General features: G+C 38.8%; 18 protein-coding genes and 1 tRNA gene. 6 read left to right on the top strand and 13 right to left on the bottom strand.

Annotated features, from left to right (window positions below; all coding sequences use genetic code 11):
* The first annotated feature begins 5 nt into the window (after positions 1–5).
* The 3 genes from ligA to dapA are packed head-to-tail and all read left to right on the top strand — an operon-like array spanning position 6 to position 3,413.
* Entirely contained in the window at positions 6–2,018 is a 2,013-nt protein-coding gene (gene ligA / locus RIB54_RS00295; RefSeq protein WP_350098661.1) for an NAD-dependent DNA ligase LigA, read from the top strand.
* A gap of 1 nt (position 2,019) precedes the next feature.
* Positions 2,020–2,535, top strand: a complete 516-nt coding sequence (locus RIB54_RS00300; protein WP_350098662.1) for a DUF6913 domain-containing protein — start codon at positions 2,020–2,022, stop codon at positions 2,533–2,535.
* Complete coding sequence (gene dapA / locus RIB54_RS00305) at positions 2,535–3,413, top strand: 4-hydroxy-tetrahydrodipicolinate synthase (RefSeq protein WP_350098664.1); 879 nt, start codon at positions 2,535–2,537, stop codon at positions 3,411–3,413. Before RIB54_RS00300 ends, dapA begins: the two co-directional genes overlap by 1 nt.
* 74 nt (positions 3,414–3,487) lie before the next feature.
* Here dapA and RIB54_RS00310 read toward each other — a convergent pair whose 3' ends face one another.
* Together RIB54_RS00310 and RIB54_RS00315 are read right to left on the bottom strand one after the other, a co-directional pair.
* Positions 3,488–3,664: a BF3379 family histone-like protein gene (locus RIB54_RS00310; protein ID WP_350068663.1), complete on the bottom strand. Its 177-nt coding sequence runs from the start codon at positions 3,662–3,664 to the stop codon at positions 3,488–3,490.
* Positions 3,665–3,771: 107 nt separating this feature from the next.
* Positions 3,772–5,019, bottom strand: a complete 1,248-nt coding sequence (locus RIB54_RS00315; protein WP_350098666.1) for an aminotransferase class I/II-fold pyridoxal phosphate-dependent enzyme — start codon at positions 5,017–5,019, stop codon at positions 3,772–3,774.
* A gap of 162 nt (positions 5,020–5,181) precedes the next feature.
* Between RIB54_RS00315 and accC the strand changes: the two genes are divergently transcribed.
* From accC to RIB54_RS00330, 3 genes are read left to right on the top strand one after another with little or no spacing between them, the layout of a single operon-like run.
* Positions 5,182–6,678, top strand: coding sequence for an acetyl-CoA carboxylase biotin carboxylase subunit (gene accC / locus RIB54_RS00320; RefSeq protein ID WP_350098667.1), 1,497 nt, complete (start codon positions 5,182–5,184; stop codon positions 6,676–6,678).
* Between the two features lie 7 nt (positions 6,679–6,685).
* On the top strand, positions 6,686–7,987 hold the full coding sequence (locus RIB54_RS00325; RefSeq protein ID WP_350098668.1) for a DUF1015 domain-containing protein: 1,302 nt from the start codon (positions 6,686–6,688) through the stop codon (positions 7,985–7,987).
* The gene (locus RIB54_RS00330) at positions 7,953–8,525 is read left to right on the top strand and encodes a Maf family protein (protein ID WP_350098670.1); all 573 of its coding nucleotides are present in this window, start codon (positions 7,953–7,955) and stop codon (positions 8,523–8,525) included. Before RIB54_RS00325 ends, RIB54_RS00330 begins: the two co-directional genes overlap by 35 nt.
* On the opposite strand, the gene RIB54_RS00335 is transcribed toward RIB54_RS00330, so the two are convergent.
* From RIB54_RS00335 to RIB54_RS00385, 11 genes are all read right to left on the bottom strand, one after another.
* The gene (locus RIB54_RS00335) at positions 8,522–9,607 is read right to left on the bottom strand and encodes a glycosyltransferase family 4 protein (protein WP_350098672.1); all 1,086 of its coding nucleotides are present in this window, start codon (positions 9,605–9,607) and stop codon (positions 8,522–8,524) included. The genes RIB54_RS00330 and RIB54_RS00335 overlap by 4 nt on opposite strands.
* Entirely contained in the window at positions 9,608–10,444 is an 837-nt protein-coding gene (locus tag RIB54_RS00340; protein ID WP_350098674.1) for a class I SAM-dependent methyltransferase, read from the bottom strand.
* Positions 10,441–11,211, bottom strand: a complete 771-nt coding sequence (locus RIB54_RS00345) for a glycosyltransferase family 2 protein (RefSeq protein ID WP_350098676.1) — start codon at positions 11,209–11,211, stop codon at positions 10,441–10,443. Before RIB54_RS00345 ends, RIB54_RS00340 begins: the two co-directional genes overlap by 4 nt.
* Positions 11,208–12,200: a glycosyltransferase family 9 protein gene (locus RIB54_RS00350; RefSeq protein WP_350098678.1), complete on the bottom strand. Its 993-nt coding sequence runs from the start codon at positions 12,198–12,200 to the stop codon at positions 11,208–11,210. The genes RIB54_RS00345 and RIB54_RS00350 overlap by 4 nt, the downstream gene beginning before the upstream one ends.
* 587 nt (positions 12,201–12,787) lie before the next feature.
* Positions 12,788–13,342, bottom strand: a complete 555-nt coding sequence (locus RIB54_RS00355; protein WP_350098680.1) for a PepSY domain-containing protein — start codon at positions 13,340–13,342, stop codon at positions 12,788–12,790.
* A 210-nt stretch (positions 13,343–13,552) separates the two neighbouring features.
* Positions 13,553–13,759, bottom strand: a complete 207-nt coding sequence (locus RIB54_RS00360) for a hypothetical protein (RefSeq protein ID WP_350098682.1) — start codon at positions 13,757–13,759, stop codon at positions 13,553–13,555.
* Between the two features lie 69 nt (positions 13,760–13,828).
* Positions 13,829–14,470, bottom strand: a complete 642-nt coding sequence (locus tag RIB54_RS00365) for a DUF7151 family protein (RefSeq protein WP_350098684.1) — start codon at positions 14,468–14,470, stop codon at positions 13,829–13,831.
* Positions 14,471–14,628: 158 nt separating this feature from the next.
* Positions 14,629–14,702 (bottom strand) — tRNA-Thr (locus RIB54_RS00370).
* A gap of 67 nt (positions 14,703–14,769) precedes the next feature.
* On the bottom strand, positions 14,770–16,884 hold the full coding sequence (locus tag RIB54_RS00375; RefSeq protein WP_350098686.1) for a DUF349 domain-containing protein: 2,115 nt from the start codon (positions 16,882–16,884) through the stop codon (positions 14,770–14,772).
* A gap of 43 nt (positions 16,885–16,927) precedes the next feature.
* On the bottom strand, positions 16,928–17,503 hold the full coding sequence (locus RIB54_RS00380) for a YqgE/AlgH family protein (RefSeq protein ID WP_350098688.1): 576 nt from the start codon (positions 17,501–17,503) through the stop codon (positions 16,928–16,930).
* A complete protein-coding gene (locus RIB54_RS00385; protein WP_350098690.1) occupies positions 17,503–18,087 on the bottom strand; it encodes a MiaE family protein in 585 nt (194 codons plus the stop codon). The genes RIB54_RS00380 and RIB54_RS00385 overlap by 1 nt, the downstream gene beginning before the upstream one ends.
* Positions 18,088–18,165: the final 78 nt, after the last annotated feature.

The following is an 18,165-nucleotide window of genomic DNA, read 5'->3' on the forward strand; positions in this document are numbered from 1 at the left end:
AATCCATGAACAAGGAAAAAGCCAGCCAGGAAATATCAAGCCTTTCTCAAAAGATCAATTATTACAATGATCTGTATTATCAAAAAGACACTTCTGAAATTTCTGATTTCGAGTTCGATAAGCTTTTAGAAAGACTTATCGAACTCGAAAAGGCTTTTCCTGAACTTAAAAAAGATGATTCTCCTTCTCAGAGGGTTGGCGGTACGATCACCAAAAATTTTGAGACGGTAAATCACCGCTACCCAATGCTTTCTTTGGGCAATACCTACTCCAAAGAAGATTTGGAAGAGTTTGATAAAAGAGTGGCTAAAGGGCTTGGTAATGAACCTTATGAGTACTTCTGCGAGTTAAAATTTGATGGCGTAGCGCTTAGCCTTACCTATGAAAATGGAAAATTGGTAAGGGGCGTAACACGAGGAGACGGCTCCAGAGGTGATGATATCACCAATAATATTAGAACTATAAGGACCGTCCCATTATCACTTAAAAACGGTGACTACCCTGACTTCTTTGAAGTTCGAGGTGAAGCATTTCTGCCCAAAGAAATGTTTCTGAAACTTAACAAAGAGCGTGAAGAACAGGGTGAAGAACTTTACGCAAATGCCAGAAATACTGCTTCGGGTAGTTTGAAAATGCAGGACTCATCAATGGTGGCCAAACGGAAGCTCGATTGCTACCTCTATTCTATGATTGGTGAAGACATAGGTGTTGCTACACATGAAGAGGCAATACTTAAGCTACAGTCTTTAAATTTCAACATCTCTCCCACTTTCAAAAAGTGTAAGGATATTAATGAAGTGTTGGCCTACATAGCTGGATGGGAAACCAAAAGGCTTGACCTGCCCTTAGATACTGATGGCATTGTAATAAAAGTTAATAGCATTCATCAACAAAATAAGCTCGGTTTTACGGCCAAAAGTCCAAGATGGGCCATTGCCTATAAATACAAAACCGAAGCTGCAGTTACTTTATTACGAGGCATTACCTATCAGGTAGGCAGAACAGGTGCTATCACACCTGTAGCAGAGCTTCAACCGGTTTTATTAGCCGGAACAACGGTAAAGCGTGCATCACTCCATAATGCCAACGAAATAGAACGTCTGGACATTAGGGTTGGAGATATGGTTTTTGTTGAAAAGGGCGGTGAGATTATCCCCAAAGTGACTCATGTAGATGTTTCTAAAAGAAAATCAGACAGTAAGCCTTTGGAATATATCACGCATTGTCCAGAATGCGGTACTGAACTGGTTAGGTATGAAGGTGAGGCCGTTCATTATTGCACCAACGCATTGGGCTGTCCACCTCAGATAAAAGGCAAAATCGAACACTTCATTCAGCGCAAAGCCATGAACATCGATAGTCTGGGTGAACGCACTATTGATATGCTTTATCAAAAAGGGTATGTCACCAGTCCTGCCGATCTCTACCAATTAACCTATGATCAAATATTTGATTTAGAGGGTTTTAAGGACTTAAGTACTAAAAATCTGCTTGATGGCATTAAAAACTCCACATCCACTCCTTTTGAGAGTGTGTTGTTTGCATTAGGAATCCGATTTGTTGGTAAAACAGTTGCGGAGAAGCTGGCCTGCCATTTTAAAAATATTGACGCTTTAGCAGCAGCAACTTATGATGAGCTGATTGAAGTTCCTGAAATAGGTGAACGGATTGCCCAAAGTGTTATTCAATATTTTAGCGATGAGAAGAATACTACAGACATTGAGAAACTAAAAGCTGCAGGTGTTCAGTTTGTTATTGAAGAAAAGGAAGTTACCCTCGAATCCAGCACTCTCGCAGACAAGTCTTTTGTTGTTTCTGGAGTGTTCGAAAATTACGGCCGTGACGAAATAAAAGAAGTAATTAAAAATCATGGCGGTAAGGTAATTTCAGCCATATCCGGTAAATTAGATTTTTTATTGGCAGGCGACAAAATGGGTCCTGCCAAGAAGGAAAAAGCGGAAAAATTAGGGGTTAAAATAATTTCTGAAGATGATTTCCGACAAATGATTGGTGCTTAACATGTTATCAAAAAGAATACTTACGTTCAAAGCCAAAAGCCATCTCAAAAAGAATATGATTCCTCGTGGAAGCATGTCTTATAATATGGTGAGCAACGTTGGCATAGTGTTCACAATAGATACAAGGGAAAAGCACGAAATCATCAAGTCGTTTGTTAAAAGCCTGGAAGAGGATGGTAAAAAGGTTGATGTGCTTGCCTACCTGCCACACAAAAAAGAAAACCACGAATTTCTCTTTGACTTCTTCACAGAAAAGGACATTTCATTCTGGGGCAAATTTAATTCTGAATTCGTCACAAAGTTTACTAATAAGTCATTTGACTATCTATTTTATATTGACGAACAAAGCAACCTGCTAATCCAGAATGTGCTTGCCATGAGCAAGGCCAAATGCAGGGTGGCCAAATTTGATGAGTCAAATGAAATGTTCTGCGAGATGATGGTGCAGGTTCCTGGTAAGGGTCAGCTCAAAAAGCTCGTGGAAGAAATGTACAGATACACTAAAATTCTTTCTTAATGAGTATTGACAGATTGTATGGCACCGGTGTAGCGCTGGTGACGCCATTCAATGAGAATGGTTCAATTGATTATGATGGTTTAAAAAAATTGCTTCAACATACAGCCAAACAGGGTGTAGACTATTATGTGGTGCAAGGCACTACTGGTGAGTCCGCTACAACTACAGCTGACGAGAAGACGGAAATATTAAATTTTGTCAAACAGAATAATACGGCCAACCTTCCTATAGTTTATGGAATTGGTGGTAACAATACACATCAGGTCATTGAAACCATTAAATCAACGGATTTAGATGGCATAGAAGCAATATTATCTGTATCTCCTTATTACAATAAACCATCGCAAGAAGGGATAATTAAGCATTTTGAGCTGATAGCAGACAACTCTCCTGTTCCTGTTATTCTTTACAATGTGCCTGGCAGAACTGCTTCAAACCTGACAGCAGCTACTACCTTAAGGCTGGCTAAGCACAAGAACATTATTGGAAGCAAAGAGGCGTCTGGGAGTTTAGAACAGGCCATGTATATCAGTGCTAACAAACCGGAAGATTTTTTATTAATATCTGGTGACGATATGCTTACTGTTCCTTTGTATTCAATTGGTGCAAAGGGAGTTATATCGGTGTTGGCGAATGCTTTTAGCGATGTATTTAAAGAAATGAAGGGGCATGCTTTCAACAACAATTATGAAGCTGCTGCTAAGGCTGCTTTCAAATTGTTAAGCATTAATCCGTTAATGTACGTTGAGAGCAATCCTGTAGGCATTAAGCATGTGCTAAAACTCCAAGGCGTCTGTGATGATCATGTGAGACTACCTTTATTACCTCCATCAAAGGAGCTTAAAACTGATATAAAAGCAGCTCTGAGCAAATTCTAGCTTGTTTTATTAAAGTATAGATATAAAAAAAGGTGATCAAATTGATCACCTTTTTTATTTTTAATCTGAAAAGATTAACCGTTGTTTTTTGTTTCTTGAACTTGAACTCGGATATCTTGAGCAAGATTTTTCAATTCTTGCATTCCTTTTCTTACTCTAGTTCCAGCTGCATTATTTTTTTTGTCATAGAATTTTTCGAAGTCAGACTCCAATCCCATAACTAAATTTTTAAGTTCTTCAAATCTTTTCATACTTGATAATTTTTAAGGTTATTGAAATTTTTCAGTTAATAATTTGAGGTGCCAATATACTTAAAATGTTTATAATTAAACCATTTAAGCGCATTTTTTTACCTTTTTTACTTATTTATCGCCATTATTTCTTCTCTTCTATAAACGCCATCGTCAAGTTTCGATTTTACACTGGCAAAAGCGTCAATAGTTTCTTTTACATCTTCCAATGTATGTGCTGCAGTTGGTATCAGTCGAAGCATAATAATGTCCTTAGGAACGACCGGATATACTACCATTGAACAGAAGATATTATAGTTCTCCCTTAGGTCAACAGTCATGTTTCCACCCTCTCCTAATCCACCATGGAACAATACAGGAGTCACAGGTGATTTAGTTGATCCCAAATCAAAGCCATGCTCTCTTAATCCTGATTGCAGTGCATTAACAACTTTCCACAGGTTATCTTTTAACTCTGGCTTAGTTCTTAATAACTCAAGACGTTTAATTGCACCAATTACCAACGGCATAGGCAAAGACTTCGCATAAATCTGCGACCTCATTGTATATCTTAAATAGGTTATGATTTTTTCATCACCACCTACAAAGGCACCAATACTGGCCATAGATTTTGCGAAAGTTGAGAAGTAAAGATCGATTTGATCCTGAACTCCCTGCTCCTCACCTGTACCAGCACCGGTTTTACCCATTGTACCGAAACCGTGAGCATCATCTACAAACAGTCTGAAACCATATTTCTCTTTAAGAGCAACTACATCTTTAAGGTTACCCTGATTTCCAGACATACCGAATACTCCTTCGGTGATTACTAAAATACCACCACCGGTCTCATCCGTTATTCTTTTAGCTCTCTTAAGCTGTGTCTCAAGATTCTCTATATTGTTATGCGGGTATACAAACCTTTTACCAATGTGTAATCTCAAACCATCTATAATACAGGCATGAGATTCAGCATCATAAACGATTACATCTTTTCTATCAACAACAGCATCGATAATAGAAAGAACACCCTGATATCCGAAGTTAAGTAACATTACAGATTCCTTCTTAATAAAATCTGCAAGCTGATTTTCCAAATCAATGTGATGCACTGAGTTTCCAGACATCATCCTGGCGCCCATTGGGTAAGCCAATCCCCACTGTGCAGCTGCATCAGCATCTGCCTTTCTTACTTCAGGATGGTTGGCTAAACCCAAGTAGTTATTTAAACTCCAGGTCAAAACCTCCTTACCATTGAACTTCATTCGAGGTGCAATCTCACCTTCTAACTTGGGAAACATAAAGTAATCTTTAGGAAGGTCAGCGAACTTACCTAAAGCACCTTGTTCTACATTTAATTTTTCAAATAGATCCACTCTAATTTTATTTAATTGTCTACCGTGCTTTCTAAAAAAATCACACAAACTTAACATTAATTAAGTGTTTTATCAAAAGTGCTTTTGCTTTTAATAATTCTCAGATTTAGTTTTTAGCAAATAATTATTTAGCATTGTGAGACATTATTTTAAGCCTTTCCCATGCCAAAAATCAAGAAAATATTAATCGCCAACAGAGGTGAAATAGCATTAAGAATAATGCGGACTGCCAAAGAGATGGGTATAAGCACTGTAGCGGTGTTTAGTGAAGCCGATAGAGATGCTTTGCATGTTCGCTATGCCGATGAAGCGGTGTGCATAGGGCCACCAGCTTCTTCCAGCTCATATCTTGATCAGGACAAGATTATTAAAGTATGTAAAGACCTTAATGTAGATGCTATCCACCCTGGTTATGGTTTCCTATCGGAAAATGCGGGTTTTGCCAATAAAGTAGCTGAAAACGGATTGATATTTATTGGGCCTTCGGCTTCAGCCATTGAAACTATGGGCGATAAGCTCGCAGCCAAAGCTGCAGTAGCCAAATATGATGTTCCATTAGTACCCGGAACAGAGAAGGCTATTGATGACATTCCCGAGGCAAAAGCTATTGCCAAAGAAATTGGCTACCCTATTTTGATCAAAGCCAGTGCCGGAGGTGGTGGTAAAGGAATGCGGATTGTTGAAAAAGAAGCTGCCTTTGAAGAGCAAATGAACAGGGCAATCAGCGAGGCCAAATCTGCCTTTGGCGATGGCTCTGTTTTCATTGAGAAGTTTGTCACATCTCCCAAACATATAGAATTCCAGATATTGGGTGACCAGCATGGTAATATAGTTCATCTATTTGAACGAGAATGTTCTATCCAGAGAAGACACCAGAAAGTAATTGAAGAGGCTCCGTCTTCTTGCCTTACACCAGAAGTAAGAGACGCTATGGGTAAAGCAGCTGTAGGCGTGGCAAAAGCCTGTAATTATTATGGTGCGGGTACTGTAGAGTTTATTGTTGATAATGAATTGAATTTCTACTTTTTAGAAATGAATACCCGATTACAGGTAGAACATCCTGTAACAGAGGAAATAACAGGCATTGACCTGGTAAAAGAGCAGATAAAAATTGCTGAAGGTGAAAAACTACCTTTCAAACAAGAAGAACTTTCATTTACCGGACATGCCATTGAACTGCGTGTATATGCAGAAGACCCTGCCAATAACTTCTTGCCAGACATAGGAAATCTAACTGTTTACAGGCGTCCTGAAGGACCTGGTGTACGCATAGATGATGGGTTTGAAGAAGGAATGGATATTCCCATTTATTATGATCCGATGATTGCTAAAATGACTGTATATGCAGATACCAGAGAAAAGGCAATTGACCGGATAATACGTGCAATAGATGAGTATGAAATTGTAGGTATTGAAACCACTTTGGCGTTTGGAAGATATGTCTTTAACCATGAGGCGTTCAGGTCAGGCAAATTCGATACAAAGTTTGTTGATCAATACTATAGCCCCGAAGATCTAAAAATTGCACTAACAAAGGATGAAGAACAAGTAGCTTCTTTGCTTGCAGCCCATATTTTAGATAGTAAAAAATCAAAAACCAAAAGCATCAACGCTACTGTAAAAGCAGAGAGCAAATGGAAAAAAAGAGCCTGGAGGTAATAGCATAATGGCAGAAATTAAACCGTTACGTGCTTGGAGATATAATGATGAGTTGGCTAAAGGGATTGATGATATAACTTCGCCTTTGTTCGATGTTGTGTCGCAAAAGCAGCGTGACAAACTATATCAAAATCCTTATAACTCAATACACCTTTCAGTCCCAAAGGGAGAAAATGCTGCGCACAACTCTAAAAAAACATTAGAAGAGTGGAAAAAAACAGGTGCTATCCAGCACGATGAATTACCTGGAATCTATGTTTATTATCAATATTTCACATTGGCTGGAAGCCAGCGTGAGTATTGCAGGAAAGGCTTCATTTGTAATATAAGAGCATACCATTGGGATGAAAATGTAATTCTAAGACATGAGAATACCATGCCCCATTCTGTCAATGACAGAATTGACATTCTGAAAGAAACAGAGCTGAATGTTAGCCCAACACATGGTCTATACACCGATGAAAATTTTGAGCTCGAGCAATACATGGATGAAAGCATGCTTCGTCCTATTTATGAGACAGAAGACTATCAGGGCGTACGCGATGTGTTAAGTGTTATCCATGATGCAGAGGTTATCAGGAAGTTTATTAAAGTCATAGAAGATAAAAAAATCATATTGGCCGATGGACATCATCGCTATGAGGGATCGATGATTTACAGGCAGGAAAGGATGAAAAACAATCCAAATCATACAGGTGATGAGGGCTATAATTTTCACCTGATGTTTCTCACCAATACAGAGGCAGACGACTTAAGAATTTTGCCTACACATAGGGTTATTAAAGGCTTGGAGAACTTCTCTCCTACGGAGTTGATAAAAAAACTGGAAGAGTATTTTATTATCAAGCCAGTTGAGGAAGCACATAGCATCAATGAGATAATTTTAGGCAAACAATGGGCCTTTGGGCTGCTGTTTAAAGACTTTGCTATTAAAGTGAGGCTCAAACCCGAAATGCTGGATACCATGACGTGGAAGTTTCCTGATGCTATTAAAGCCCTGGACCTGACTGTTATGCATTATTTTATTATTGAGAAATGTCTTGGCATTCATGGTAAGGATCAACGGGCATCTTCCATATTAGAGTTTGATAGAAGTTTTAGCGACTGCCTGGCCAAAGTTATCACTGATGAGGCTCAGATGGCTATAATTACAAACGACATCTCGATGGAAGATGTAAAACAGGTTTGTTATAGCGGGTTTACAATGCCTCAAAAGTCCACTTATTTCTACCCTAAAGTAATTTGTGGTTATTTATTTAGTTCAATCAAGGAAGATGAATTTAAGTCGCCCTCTCATTCTTGCTTCTAAATCACCCAGAAGAAGTCAACTGTTAAAAGAAGCTGGTTTTGCCTTCACTGTTAAGACTATGGATGTGGATGAGTCATTTCCAGATGACATGGAAGTGCATCAGGTGGCAGAATATATTGCAAGCAATAAAGCTAAAGCATTTCAAAACTCGATTATAGATGAAATAGTAATCACCGCTGACACAGTAGTGATTGTTGATGATAAAATCCTGGCTAAACCGGCTAACCAGCACGAGGCTTTTGACATGATTAAATCCATATCCGGTAGAAGTCATGAGGTAATGACCGGAGTAGCCTTGGTAACAAAAGACAATATCTCCACATTCTCGGACACAACAAAAGTGATCTTTAAGCCTCTTACAGATCATGAAATCAATTACTACATAGAGAATTACAAACCCTATGACAAAGCAGGAGCTTATGGCATTCAGGAGTGGATTGGGATGATTGGTATTGAGCGTATTGAAGGTTCGTATTTTAATGTGGTGGGGTTGCCTATCCAGAAACTTTATCAGGCCCTTTTACCCTATTCAGCTTAATTCACTATCAATTCCTTATATACCTCAATGGTAGCCTTAGCAGTATTTTCCTTTGTGAACAATTGAAGCCTTTCTGTAGCTCCTTTAGTTAACTGATTGACCAAGTCCTGATCATCTAAAAGCTTTATTACGCTATCAGTAAGGCTTGAAACGTCACCAATATTATTCAAAAGTCCTGTTTTATGGTCTATGATCAGCTCCGGTATACCGCCAGCAGCTGTGGCTACCACAGGCACTTTACAGGCAAAAGCATCAATAATAGAGGTGCCAAGCCCTTCAGTTTTTGAAGTAATTAAAAACACATCAGCATCAGGCAGCAGCGCTGGAATATTATCAACAAAACCTGCAAATGTGACAGCACGGTCTATATTAAGGTTGTGAGAATAGCTGACAATTTCTTGTTTCATTGGCCCGTCACCAAAAACAACAAAGTGTACATCATTTCTCTGATCAGACACCATTTTAACGGTATCCAAAAAAGTAAAATAGTCTTTATGATCGGCCAGTGCAGATGTATTGACTACCAGTTTTAGTGATTTATCAAGGCCATAAATACTATGAATATCAGCATTTTCATTTGCTTTGAACTTATTAAGATCAATACCGCTATAAACCGTAGTACATCTATCCTTACCCTCATAAAGGTAAGCCCTCATGATATTTTCAATAGCCTTCGAAACACATAGGTATTTACTAATACCTGAATGATTATAGCGTTTCCTGGTGAAATATGAAGATCCAGGCACAAAATCCACCCTTCTGGAAACTACCACTTTGGTAGTCATTCCAACTAATAGTGCATAATAACATAGCAAGTGCGCTTTTGCAGTGTGAGCATGGATAATATCGAAATTTCGGGCAAGTCTCTTCAGGATAAATGCTGTGCGAAATAGCCGAACCCAACTAAATGAAACAGCATGATATGGAATATCATGTTTTCTACAATACGACTCAAAAGCTGACCCTTTGCGGCACAACACCTCATTTTCCACACCCGCAGTCGAAGTCTCCTCAAGAAGATAGGCTATCTGCTGTTCGCCACCCCGCCATGATTTTTCGCTACTAATATGTAATACCTTCACCTAATGCTTTCTTAAAACCATTCTAAATCCAGACTTATAAAGAAACTTATCCATCGCAGAATTTTGCACTTTTCCATCCTTAATCTGTTTAACATCATTGCTCAAATGAAGGGTTTCAAAGCCGTATTTCTTTTTTAGTATCTCTGAAAATCTGTATGGATTATAATAAGTTAGGTGTTGCCAGGTATCGTAATAACTTCCTTTTTTCTTTCTCAATCCAAAGGCATCCATGGCTTTCTTTAATTTTATCGAAAGGGAGTCAATATTAGGTGTAGCAATGTAAAGAATCCCTCCTTTCTTAAGTATTTGGGCAATCTTTGATAAGTATTCCCCTGGGTTTTTAGGGTGCTCAATTACGTGATTCATATAAACGCAGTCATACTTTTCATTTTCCAAACTGAGTTTTACAAAATCTCCAAAAAACATCTTCAAATCCAGTTCAGCAGCAAGTTTCTTTGTAAAGTCTTCGTCAACTTCAAAGCCTTCTACTCGCCACCCCATTTCACGCGCCACGGCCATATCAAAACCATTACCTGAACCAATGGAGAAGAAATTTCCAGGGCTTATGTATTGACTGATCAAATTGATATTATCCCTGTGCTTAGCAAATCTTGGGTTTTTATCATCACCATATCTGTGGTGCTTGAAATCCTTATTTTGGTACTGAGCGTAAAAATCACTCAAATATTGATCTGTAAACTGCGGATTCATAAACTTCACCTCACAGTTATTGCATTTGTATATTTGAATGCCTTTATGATCGACAGTATAATTAACAATATTTTCTGAATTGCAGATGGTACACCTAGTAAGTAACTCATCGAATGAATAATTCATGCTCGTTTGTTTAAAATATAAAGCTTAGCGTATTTAAGGTATTTATAATATGCTCCGCTTATGCATACTAAAAAGCCATATTGACCATCCAAAAATCCAAATTTCAGAAAGTATTTCTGAACAAAGAACCAGAATGGATATAATACCATATGCCACATAAAAATGACCTTTTTGCCTTTGCGGTGACTTTCCTTGGCTGCGATGGTAGTGAATTTATCTATCTGCAGTACATGCTGAGCAATAGACCTATAAGTATAATGCAAAATATCAGCTTTAATGGCTTTTACTGTAGTTCCCGTATCCATCACCACAGTATCATGTGGGTTTACTCCTCCCCACCTGCCCTTTTGTTTATTCCAAAGCCGTATTTTAGAATCCGGATACCAGCCACAGTGTTTTATCCATTTGCCACAGTAATTATTCAGACGGTTGAATCGATAACAATCAGCCTTGGTTCCATCTTTTTTGAGGAGCTTGATTATGGCCTGAAGATTTCCGGATAGTCTTTCATCTGCATCCAAGGATAAAACCCAATCATTATTGGCCTGATTTATAGCATAGTTTTTTTGCTGAATATGTCCTTCAAAAGCATGTTCTATGAACTTAACACCATACTTCGCTGCTATGGCCTTTGTTTGGTCTGTTGAGAAAGAATCTACAACTATTATCTCATCAACAACATCGAGCAACGACTGAAGGCATTCTTCAATGTTCTCTTCCTCATTGAAGGTGATTACAACACCAGAAATCTTCAGTTCTTCACTCATTTTGGCAAAGCTTCTAAAAGTTGATCAGAAGTTATCAATAAAGCGCATTTAAAATGACCTTCAGGACAAGCCCGGTGCCCGTGCAAACCACAAGGCCTACAGCTTAGCGGTTCCTTAACATTGATTACCTTGCCATTATCTGATAATGGCCCAAATCCGAATCCATTAACCGTAGAGCAAAAAACAGCTCTGACAGGAGCATTCATAGCAGATGCAAAGTGAAGTGGAGCAGAATCATTAACATAGTTCATAACTGCATCACGTATTAATGCTGCTGAGGCCAAAGGCGAAAGCTTGCCAGTCAGATTCTGAATATTCTGATGTTTGGACTGCTGCATGATCTCATCACATAAAGCTAGATCACCAGGAGCACCAATTAAGTAAACTTTTAAACCCGCAGGAAGCTCATTGATAAAATCAATCCACTTTTCCTTTGGCCACTGTTTGGTAAACCAAACCGATGCAGGCGCGATGGTTATAAAATCTTCGGATTTATAGACTTCTACTTTATCGAAATCTTTCATTGATGGATACACTTTTGGCCTGGAAGCTTTATCATCGGTAATGTCAGCGATTAACTGTTGATTGCGTTCCACCTCATGCACTGTACCATCAGGTTCGATCTGATGATCATATTTTTCACTAAAGAACATCGACATAGGGTTCTTTTTGAACCCCACTACTTTCTTTGCCCCTGACAGTGAGGCAATAACACCAGAGGACAAAAACCGCTGTAAGTTAATAGTGAGATCAAAATGTTCTTTGCGAAGGCCTTTGACGATTTCAGTCATGCTGGCGAACTTTCTGGATTTGTCCAGAATCCACAGTTTTTTGACCTTAGGGTGTCCTTTTAAAATACCTTCATTACCTTTTCTGAGCAAAAAGTGCAGCTCCGCTTCTGGATGGTAATCAGATAACTTTTCAATGAGCGCTGTGGCCAAAACCACATCTCCTAAAAAAGCCGTTTGTATGATCAGAATCTTTTGCAAGTGCTCTCTTTAATTCGCTTGTGAAAATAATTGTAATAAAGATGGTAGGCAAATTAATAGTTATTTCGATCCGCCAGTTGGCGGAGAGAAATCACCATCAGATTGAGGAGACTTCTCACTCCACTGCGTTGCGTAGCGAAGTTACGAACAATTTTCTCTTCCTTGATTTGCGTCCTAAGAAATCAACTTTTCAAATTTAGTCGTCTTTTCGAACCTGGGCACGAGGGAGAAATCCCCTTCAGCTTAAAGGGTTTCTAGCTACACTACTTAGTTAGATTTGCTTTTACTATTTGCCATTAAGATACCATACAATGAGCGAAGTGATCGATACTCTACTGGAGACTGCCGCGTCCTTTCAGTCCTCGCAGTGACGTCTATGAAGATTCTGGCCTGTCTGCCGACAAAGGCAGGCTCATGGTCGGAATGGCAAAATATAAACTGTCATTGCGGGCTTGATCTGTAATATGCTCATTATCAGAGTGACTTAAAGAGAAATTAAGTTCAATCTAAATTATCAAAGCCCCTTTCAGGTGGCTCTGATGAGGTTGAATATAAACTGTCATTGCGGCCTTGAGCCGTAATCTTAGCTAAATCTCCTTCCTCATCACTTTAGGGCCATACCAAAGCCAAAAGCCCGTAATGGTAAAGGTTATCAATGCCAAGCCAAGCACAGAGGTATAAAACAATTTAAAAATGCCATTGGGCAGACCAAAATAGTTATCGATAATAGTGCCTTCGTGCAGGTGTTCTATCAGATCGGAAGTACGGTATTCATAAGAAAGCACCTCACCAGTTACAGCGTCCAGCTGTACACTATTATAATGCTCTTCATAAATAACCTTTACAATTCCTCTATCCGGACGGGCATCTACTTTGCTGAGTATTAAGGAAATCTCATCTCCATTTCTTGCTATCAATTCTCTATGTGAAATTTCAATTAATGAGTCCATTGGCAGCCATTTAGACACGTCATTTGAAGCGCCTTTGGCTGTTGGGTGCTGCAAAATGTCCACATTTTTCTTCCACCCTAACATTAAGCCAGTAACAGCCACAGCGAAGAATGCTACAAAAAGAATGATGCCTGTTTTACGGTGAATGCTTCTGGTAACTCTCAATATAGAAGCGTGCTTTTTCCTGTCCATGCCCAATGCTGCTGTTTGACTGCTCTCCAGTCACAATACTAACCATTCGGTCAGCAAGAATAAGCACCTGCTTGCAGATTTTATTTAAGTGGCAGAACAGGCCATCTTTTATCCATGGTTTGTGTCCTCGCAAATTATTTTTAGCAACAACCTTGTTCCGGTCTGTGAGGACACAGACCGAGGTAGTAGAATCCCTAATATCCTGTTTAGTCAAATATTGAATGTACTTCCAAGTGGAATAAAAGAAAATTGCATAAAGGATATAAAAAGAGCACTTGGATTCTTAATATCTGCACCAATCAATGGAAGACTTAATGTGGACTTATCAACATCGATTTCCAGTATGTAGAGGGAAATGATAATACTACTGATAACCATTATACTCCGCCTTACTGATGAAAATGACCCTTCTTCCATATTACTCAGCTATTAATTAGTATAAACAAACCATGGATATTGATGTCTCAGTACAGCTACTAAGTATTGTCATTTGTTTCTATACAATATCAAATAAGCACTAAATATTGTGAATTGAGAATTGTCTCCATTTGGTGCTAAAAAAACAATTCCTACATCAATTTTTTCTTTTGGGAAATTATCAATTAGAATTTCGCTGCTTAATTGATAAGTATTAGTAGCTCCATCTACAATAAAACCACCAAAACTACTTTGAATAGATGCATCATTGGTTAGGTCACGCAACCCTACATCATAAGGAACTGTTAAGTCAGGAACTTGAAACACTATAGTCATAACAGCAGAATCAATGTCAGGGTACCTACTAATATCAAATTCAATCAAATCAGTCTTAACTATATTTGTTCCACCGATTACATTAAAAGTGTAATTAGATTGTAATAAGAATCTGATTTCCTTATCTGATGCACCATCAATACCATCAGCACCATTACACATATATTCAGTATCTGTAATTTCTTCTGCATCCAGTACACCATTCGCATTTACATCCAAACCAGAATGTACAGCTACACCACCTGCTGCACAATTATCTCCCATTGGCTCAGCAACTAAATCAATCAGACTATTTAAACCATCAGCGCCATCTTCAGCTGAACAGCTAGCCACAACTATTGCAACTAGAAGATAATATATTTTAAACTTATTCATAGAACTAAAGATATACTTTTTCTATAATAATTCATATTATTCATTTGGTCTAATCGACACTCCAAGACCGCATGAATTTAGAGCAAATCAGAAAGATTCTCAAATATGTGATAAAAACAAAAGACCCCGCACAAATTGTGCGGGGTCTTTTGTTTTTGAGCCCCCAGTCGGATTCGAACCAACGACCTACTGATTACAAGTCAGTTGCTCTGGCCAGCTGAGCTATGGAGGCTTTTGCGTTTAGCGAGTGCAAATTTAATCGTACACTTTTTAAAACCAAACATCTACCAGAAAAAATATTAGATACTTCTAACAATTTTTAGTTGATGCTTCAGTCCCTTCAATTCTGTAGTGGCCGCCTTGATTTTAGAGTTGTATTCTTCCTTCATTTTATCCGCTGTTTTTGAATCAGCGAAAAATTCAAGGTTGTTCTTCCACAAGGCAATATCATTCTCCAACTGCCCTATTTGTTTTCTTATGGTTTGCTCTTTTCTATAGATTTTCTCGCCAGAGTTAGGTCCCTGAACAATCTTATTGATCTGGTTCTCCAGTCTTATCTGCTGACGCTCCTCGTTGGTAATGCCTTCAATGCTATTGATAAATTTATCTACAGCCTCAGAATAAGCACTCTTTATCTTAGACATGCTCGCCTTAGGCACAAAACCAATATCGTTGAAATTGGACTGCAACTCCCTGAATTTATCTAAATCGGAGTTCTTGTCTTTGGCCAGCTGCTCTATCTCTGCACATATCTTTTCTTTAGCCTCCAGATTGCCCACATAAGCCTTTTCAACCTCACCAAGGTTAGCACGCTTCTGCTCAAAGAAATGGTCGCAAGCCTGTTTAAATTCACGGTATATAGACTCTCTGTACTTTTCAGGCACAGGGCCAACCTCACGCCACTCATTTTGAAGCCTTTTGTAGTCATTGGCAGTCTTTTGCCAGTCGGTATTGTCTTTCATGGCCAAGGCCCTTTCAAGCAGCTCCTTCTTCTTTACCAGATTATCTTCCCGCATAGAATCTAATCTCTTAAAGAAGTTGCCCTTATTGTTATAGAAGGTTTTGAATGCCGACCAGAAGTTTCTGTTCACCTCTTTGGCCTTCGCCCTTGGCAAACCACCAGTAGCTTCCCACTGCTCCTGAATCCTCTGAAGATCTTTAGTCTTTTTATTCCATTCCTTGATCCTGTCAGAATCAAAGGTGGTGAACTCCTGAACTTTCTCAGTCAATTCTTCTTTGATTTTTAAATTGGCTTCGAGTTCTTCTTTTAATTCTTCGATATAACCTTTTCTGAGGTCATAAACAGCATCAGAGGCAGTTTTAAACCTGTTCCATAGTGCCTCACGCTCTTCATTTGGCACAGGGCCTATATGTTTGAACTCGTGATGCAGTTCATTAAGTTCTTTAATGGCTTCACTCACGTTTTCTGTCTTGGCTAATGCCTCAGCCTTCTCACACAACTCAAGCTTAGACTCAAGGTTTTTCTTTCTGTCCAGCTCTTTAAGCTCAAAGTAAATGCTCCTGTTATCGTAAAAACGATTGACAAGTGCATTGTAATTTGCCCATAGGGTTTTAACATAAGCACCAGGTATCGGTCCTATATCGCGCCACTCCTTTTGTATTTCTTTAAAAGCATCATAGCTTATGTTAGTCTCCTCTGAGTCAACATACTCTCTCAGCTTTTCCAGTATCTCTTCTTTCTTTTTAAGATTAGCCTCTTTGCGATTTTCCTGATCTTTGGAATATTGAACCTTATGATCACGGATTAATTTGAAGTTGGCTTCGAAACGATCGATTAACTCATCGTTTTTGAAGCTGAAATCAGCTTCTTCACCACCATCGGCAATAAACTTGCTCAATGCCGCTTCACGTTCCTTATTTTTAATTTCGTCAAAATAAGGCTTTATCTGACGGGCGACTTTATCGGCCTTGAGTATATTATTGTCTTGCGACAATGAGCGAATCAGTTCGACAAATTGCTCTTTAGTATACTCACTATAATCCGTCTCTTCATGTTCGTCATGATCTTCATCATGATCATGATCGTCCTTCTCTGCAAGATCTTCTTCAGAGGTTAATTCTTTTTTAGCGCTTTTTGGGGTAGTTGATTCATCTGTGCTCACTTCTACTTCAGATGCACTTTCTTTCGCATCACCAATTTCAGGCACAACAGATGGTTTTTCTTCTGCTTTCTGTTCACCTTGACCAATAGCTTGATCATCATGATTGCTTTTACCAGACAAATCCTCTTCTGAGGTTAGTTCTTTTGAAGCGTCTTTTGGGGTGGCTGATTCATCTGCGTTAGCTTCTACTTCCGTTTCGCTCACTTTTACATCGCCATTTTCAGGCGCAACAGATGGTTTTTCCTCAATTCCCTGCTCCTCTGCATTAATTTCCTTCTCGTTATCCATCATATACCGTTTACAACATCATTAACCGTAAAATTAGTAAATTCATTCAATTAAGTCTTGGGTCGGTAGGATAATTTGAATATACATCATATCGCCCTCCTAAGCCCTTTAGAACCCTTTTCCAAAGTTGATCTAAGTCTTGCTCAAAAACAATCTCCGCTGAAGCATGTGGGGTAACAATCCATGAGTTTGCTTCAAGCTCCTCCTCCAGCTGGCCTTCTGACCAGCCCGAATAACCCACAAAAAACTTAAAGTCTTCAGGATTAATCTGTTTTGAATCAATTAAGATCATCAACTGCTCAAAATTACCACCCCAATAGAGTCCGTTTCCTAAGTCCTGACCACCTTCAAGATAAGGCGCCTTATGAATGAAGTGCAAAGTATCTTGCTGAACAGGCCCACCTATGTGCACCGGCTCACTAAAATTTTTTACGTCTTCAATGATATCGTCTAAATTAACCGCACTCACTTTATTAAGAACAAAACCGAAAGATCCATCTTCATTATGCTCGCAGAGCAGCACAACAGTACGCTCGAAATTAGGATCGGGCAAAAACGGCTCTGAGATGAGCAGTCTTCCTTTCTCTGGAGTTAAATCGTTCTTAAATTTGAAAAAATCCATTAATGTAATGCGGGTTTTAACGGTTGACGATACAATATGGTTGATTCTATTTCATTTAATACCTTCAATCTATCATATACCTCTTTTTCATCAAAATAAATCAAGGCCATTTTTACAAAAATATTTCCGTGCTTGGCCTCAGAAGCCCACAAGTTATGATAGAACTTTTTCAGATCGCCTTCTGGCAATGCTTCATAAACCATCCTGAACCGCTCTGCTCCCCTGCATTCTATGATTGAAGCTAACAGTAGCCGATCCATAAACCTGCCTTCCACATCAGATCTGCAAGCGTCAACCAAATCCTTTACATATAAATCCTGACCCATTTTGGCCGGCAACTGAACCCCACGCTTCTCCATAATCTCATATACCTGCTGAAAGTGCTCCAACTCCTCAATACCAGTCTCAATCAGCTCAGGTATGATTTCGATTCTGTCCGGATATTTAGCCACAAAGCTCATGGCCATTGAAGATGCCTTTCGCTCGCAGTTGGCATGATCCTGCAAAAAGGAATCGAAATCGGCCATTACTGTATCTATCCACTCCTGGCTACTTGGCTTCGCTAATTCAATACTTAACTTCATTAATTCGAATGTTTATACCTCAATTAACCTGAAAAGATTTATTTATTAAAAATCATAGGCCATTAAATATTCAAACAA

The sequence above is a fragment of the Fulvivirga sp. genome (assembly GCF_040218215.1).
Taxonomy (GTDB): Bacteria; Bacteroidota; Bacteroidia; order Cytophagales; family Cyclobacteriaceae; genus Fulvivirga.

Bases quoted from the DNA above. Each gene is read 5' to 3' on its own strand.
- ligA (WP_350098661.1), top strand. From the start codon at position 6: ATGAACAAGGAAAAAGCCAGCCAGGAAATATCAAGCCTTTCTCAAAAG.
- RIB54_RS00300 (WP_350098662.1), top strand. From the start codon at position 2,020: ATGTTATCAAAAAGAATACTTACGTTCAAAGCCAAAAGCCATCTCAAA.
- dapA (WP_350098664.1), top strand. From the start codon at position 2,535: ATGAGTATTGACAGATTGTATGGCACCGGTGTAGCGCTGGTGACGCCA.
- RIB54_RS00310 (WP_350068663.1), bottom strand. From the start codon at position 3,664: ATGAAAAGATTTGAAGAACTTAAAAATTTAGTTATGGGATTGGAGTCT.
- accC (WP_350098667.1), top strand. From the start codon at position 5,182: ATGCCAAAAATCAAGAAAATATTAATCGCCAACAGAGGTGAAATAGCA.
- RIB54_RS00325 (WP_350098668.1), top strand. From the start codon at position 6,686: ATGGCAGAAATTAAACCGTTACGTGCTTGGAGATATAATGATGAGTTG.
- RIB54_RS00330 (WP_350098670.1), top strand. From the start codon at position 7,953: ATGAATTTAAGTCGCCCTCTCATTCTTGCTTCTAAATCACCCAGAAGA.
- RIB54_RS00340 (WP_350098674.1), bottom strand. From the start codon at position 10,444: ATGAATTATTCATTCGATGAGTTACTTACTAGGTGTACCATCTGCAAT.
- RIB54_RS00345 (WP_350098676.1), bottom strand. From the start codon at position 11,211: ATGAGTGAAGAACTGAAGATTTCTGGTGTTGTAATCACCTTCAATGAG.
- RIB54_RS00355 (WP_350098680.1), bottom strand. From the start codon at position 13,342: ATGGACAGGAAAAAGCACGCTTCTATATTGAGAGTTACCAGAAGCATT.
- RIB54_RS00360 (WP_350098682.1), bottom strand. From the start codon at position 13,759: ATGGAAGAAGGGTCATTTTCATCAGTAAGGCGGAGTATAATGGTTATC.
- RIB54_RS00365 (WP_350098684.1), bottom strand. From the start codon at position 14,470: ATGAATAAGTTTAAAATATATTATCTTCTAGTTGCAATAGTTGTGGCT.
- RIB54_RS00375 (WP_350098686.1), bottom strand. From the start codon at position 16,884: ATGATGGATAACGAGAAGGAAATTAATGCAGAGGAGCAGGGAATTGAG.
- RIB54_RS00380 (WP_350098688.1), bottom strand. From the start codon at position 17,503: ATGGATTTTTTCAAATTTAAGAACGATTTAACTCCAGAGAAAGGAAGA.
- RIB54_RS00385 (WP_350098690.1), bottom strand. From the start codon at position 18,087: ATGAAGTTAAGTATTGAATTAGCGAAGCCAAGTAGCCAGGAGTGGATA.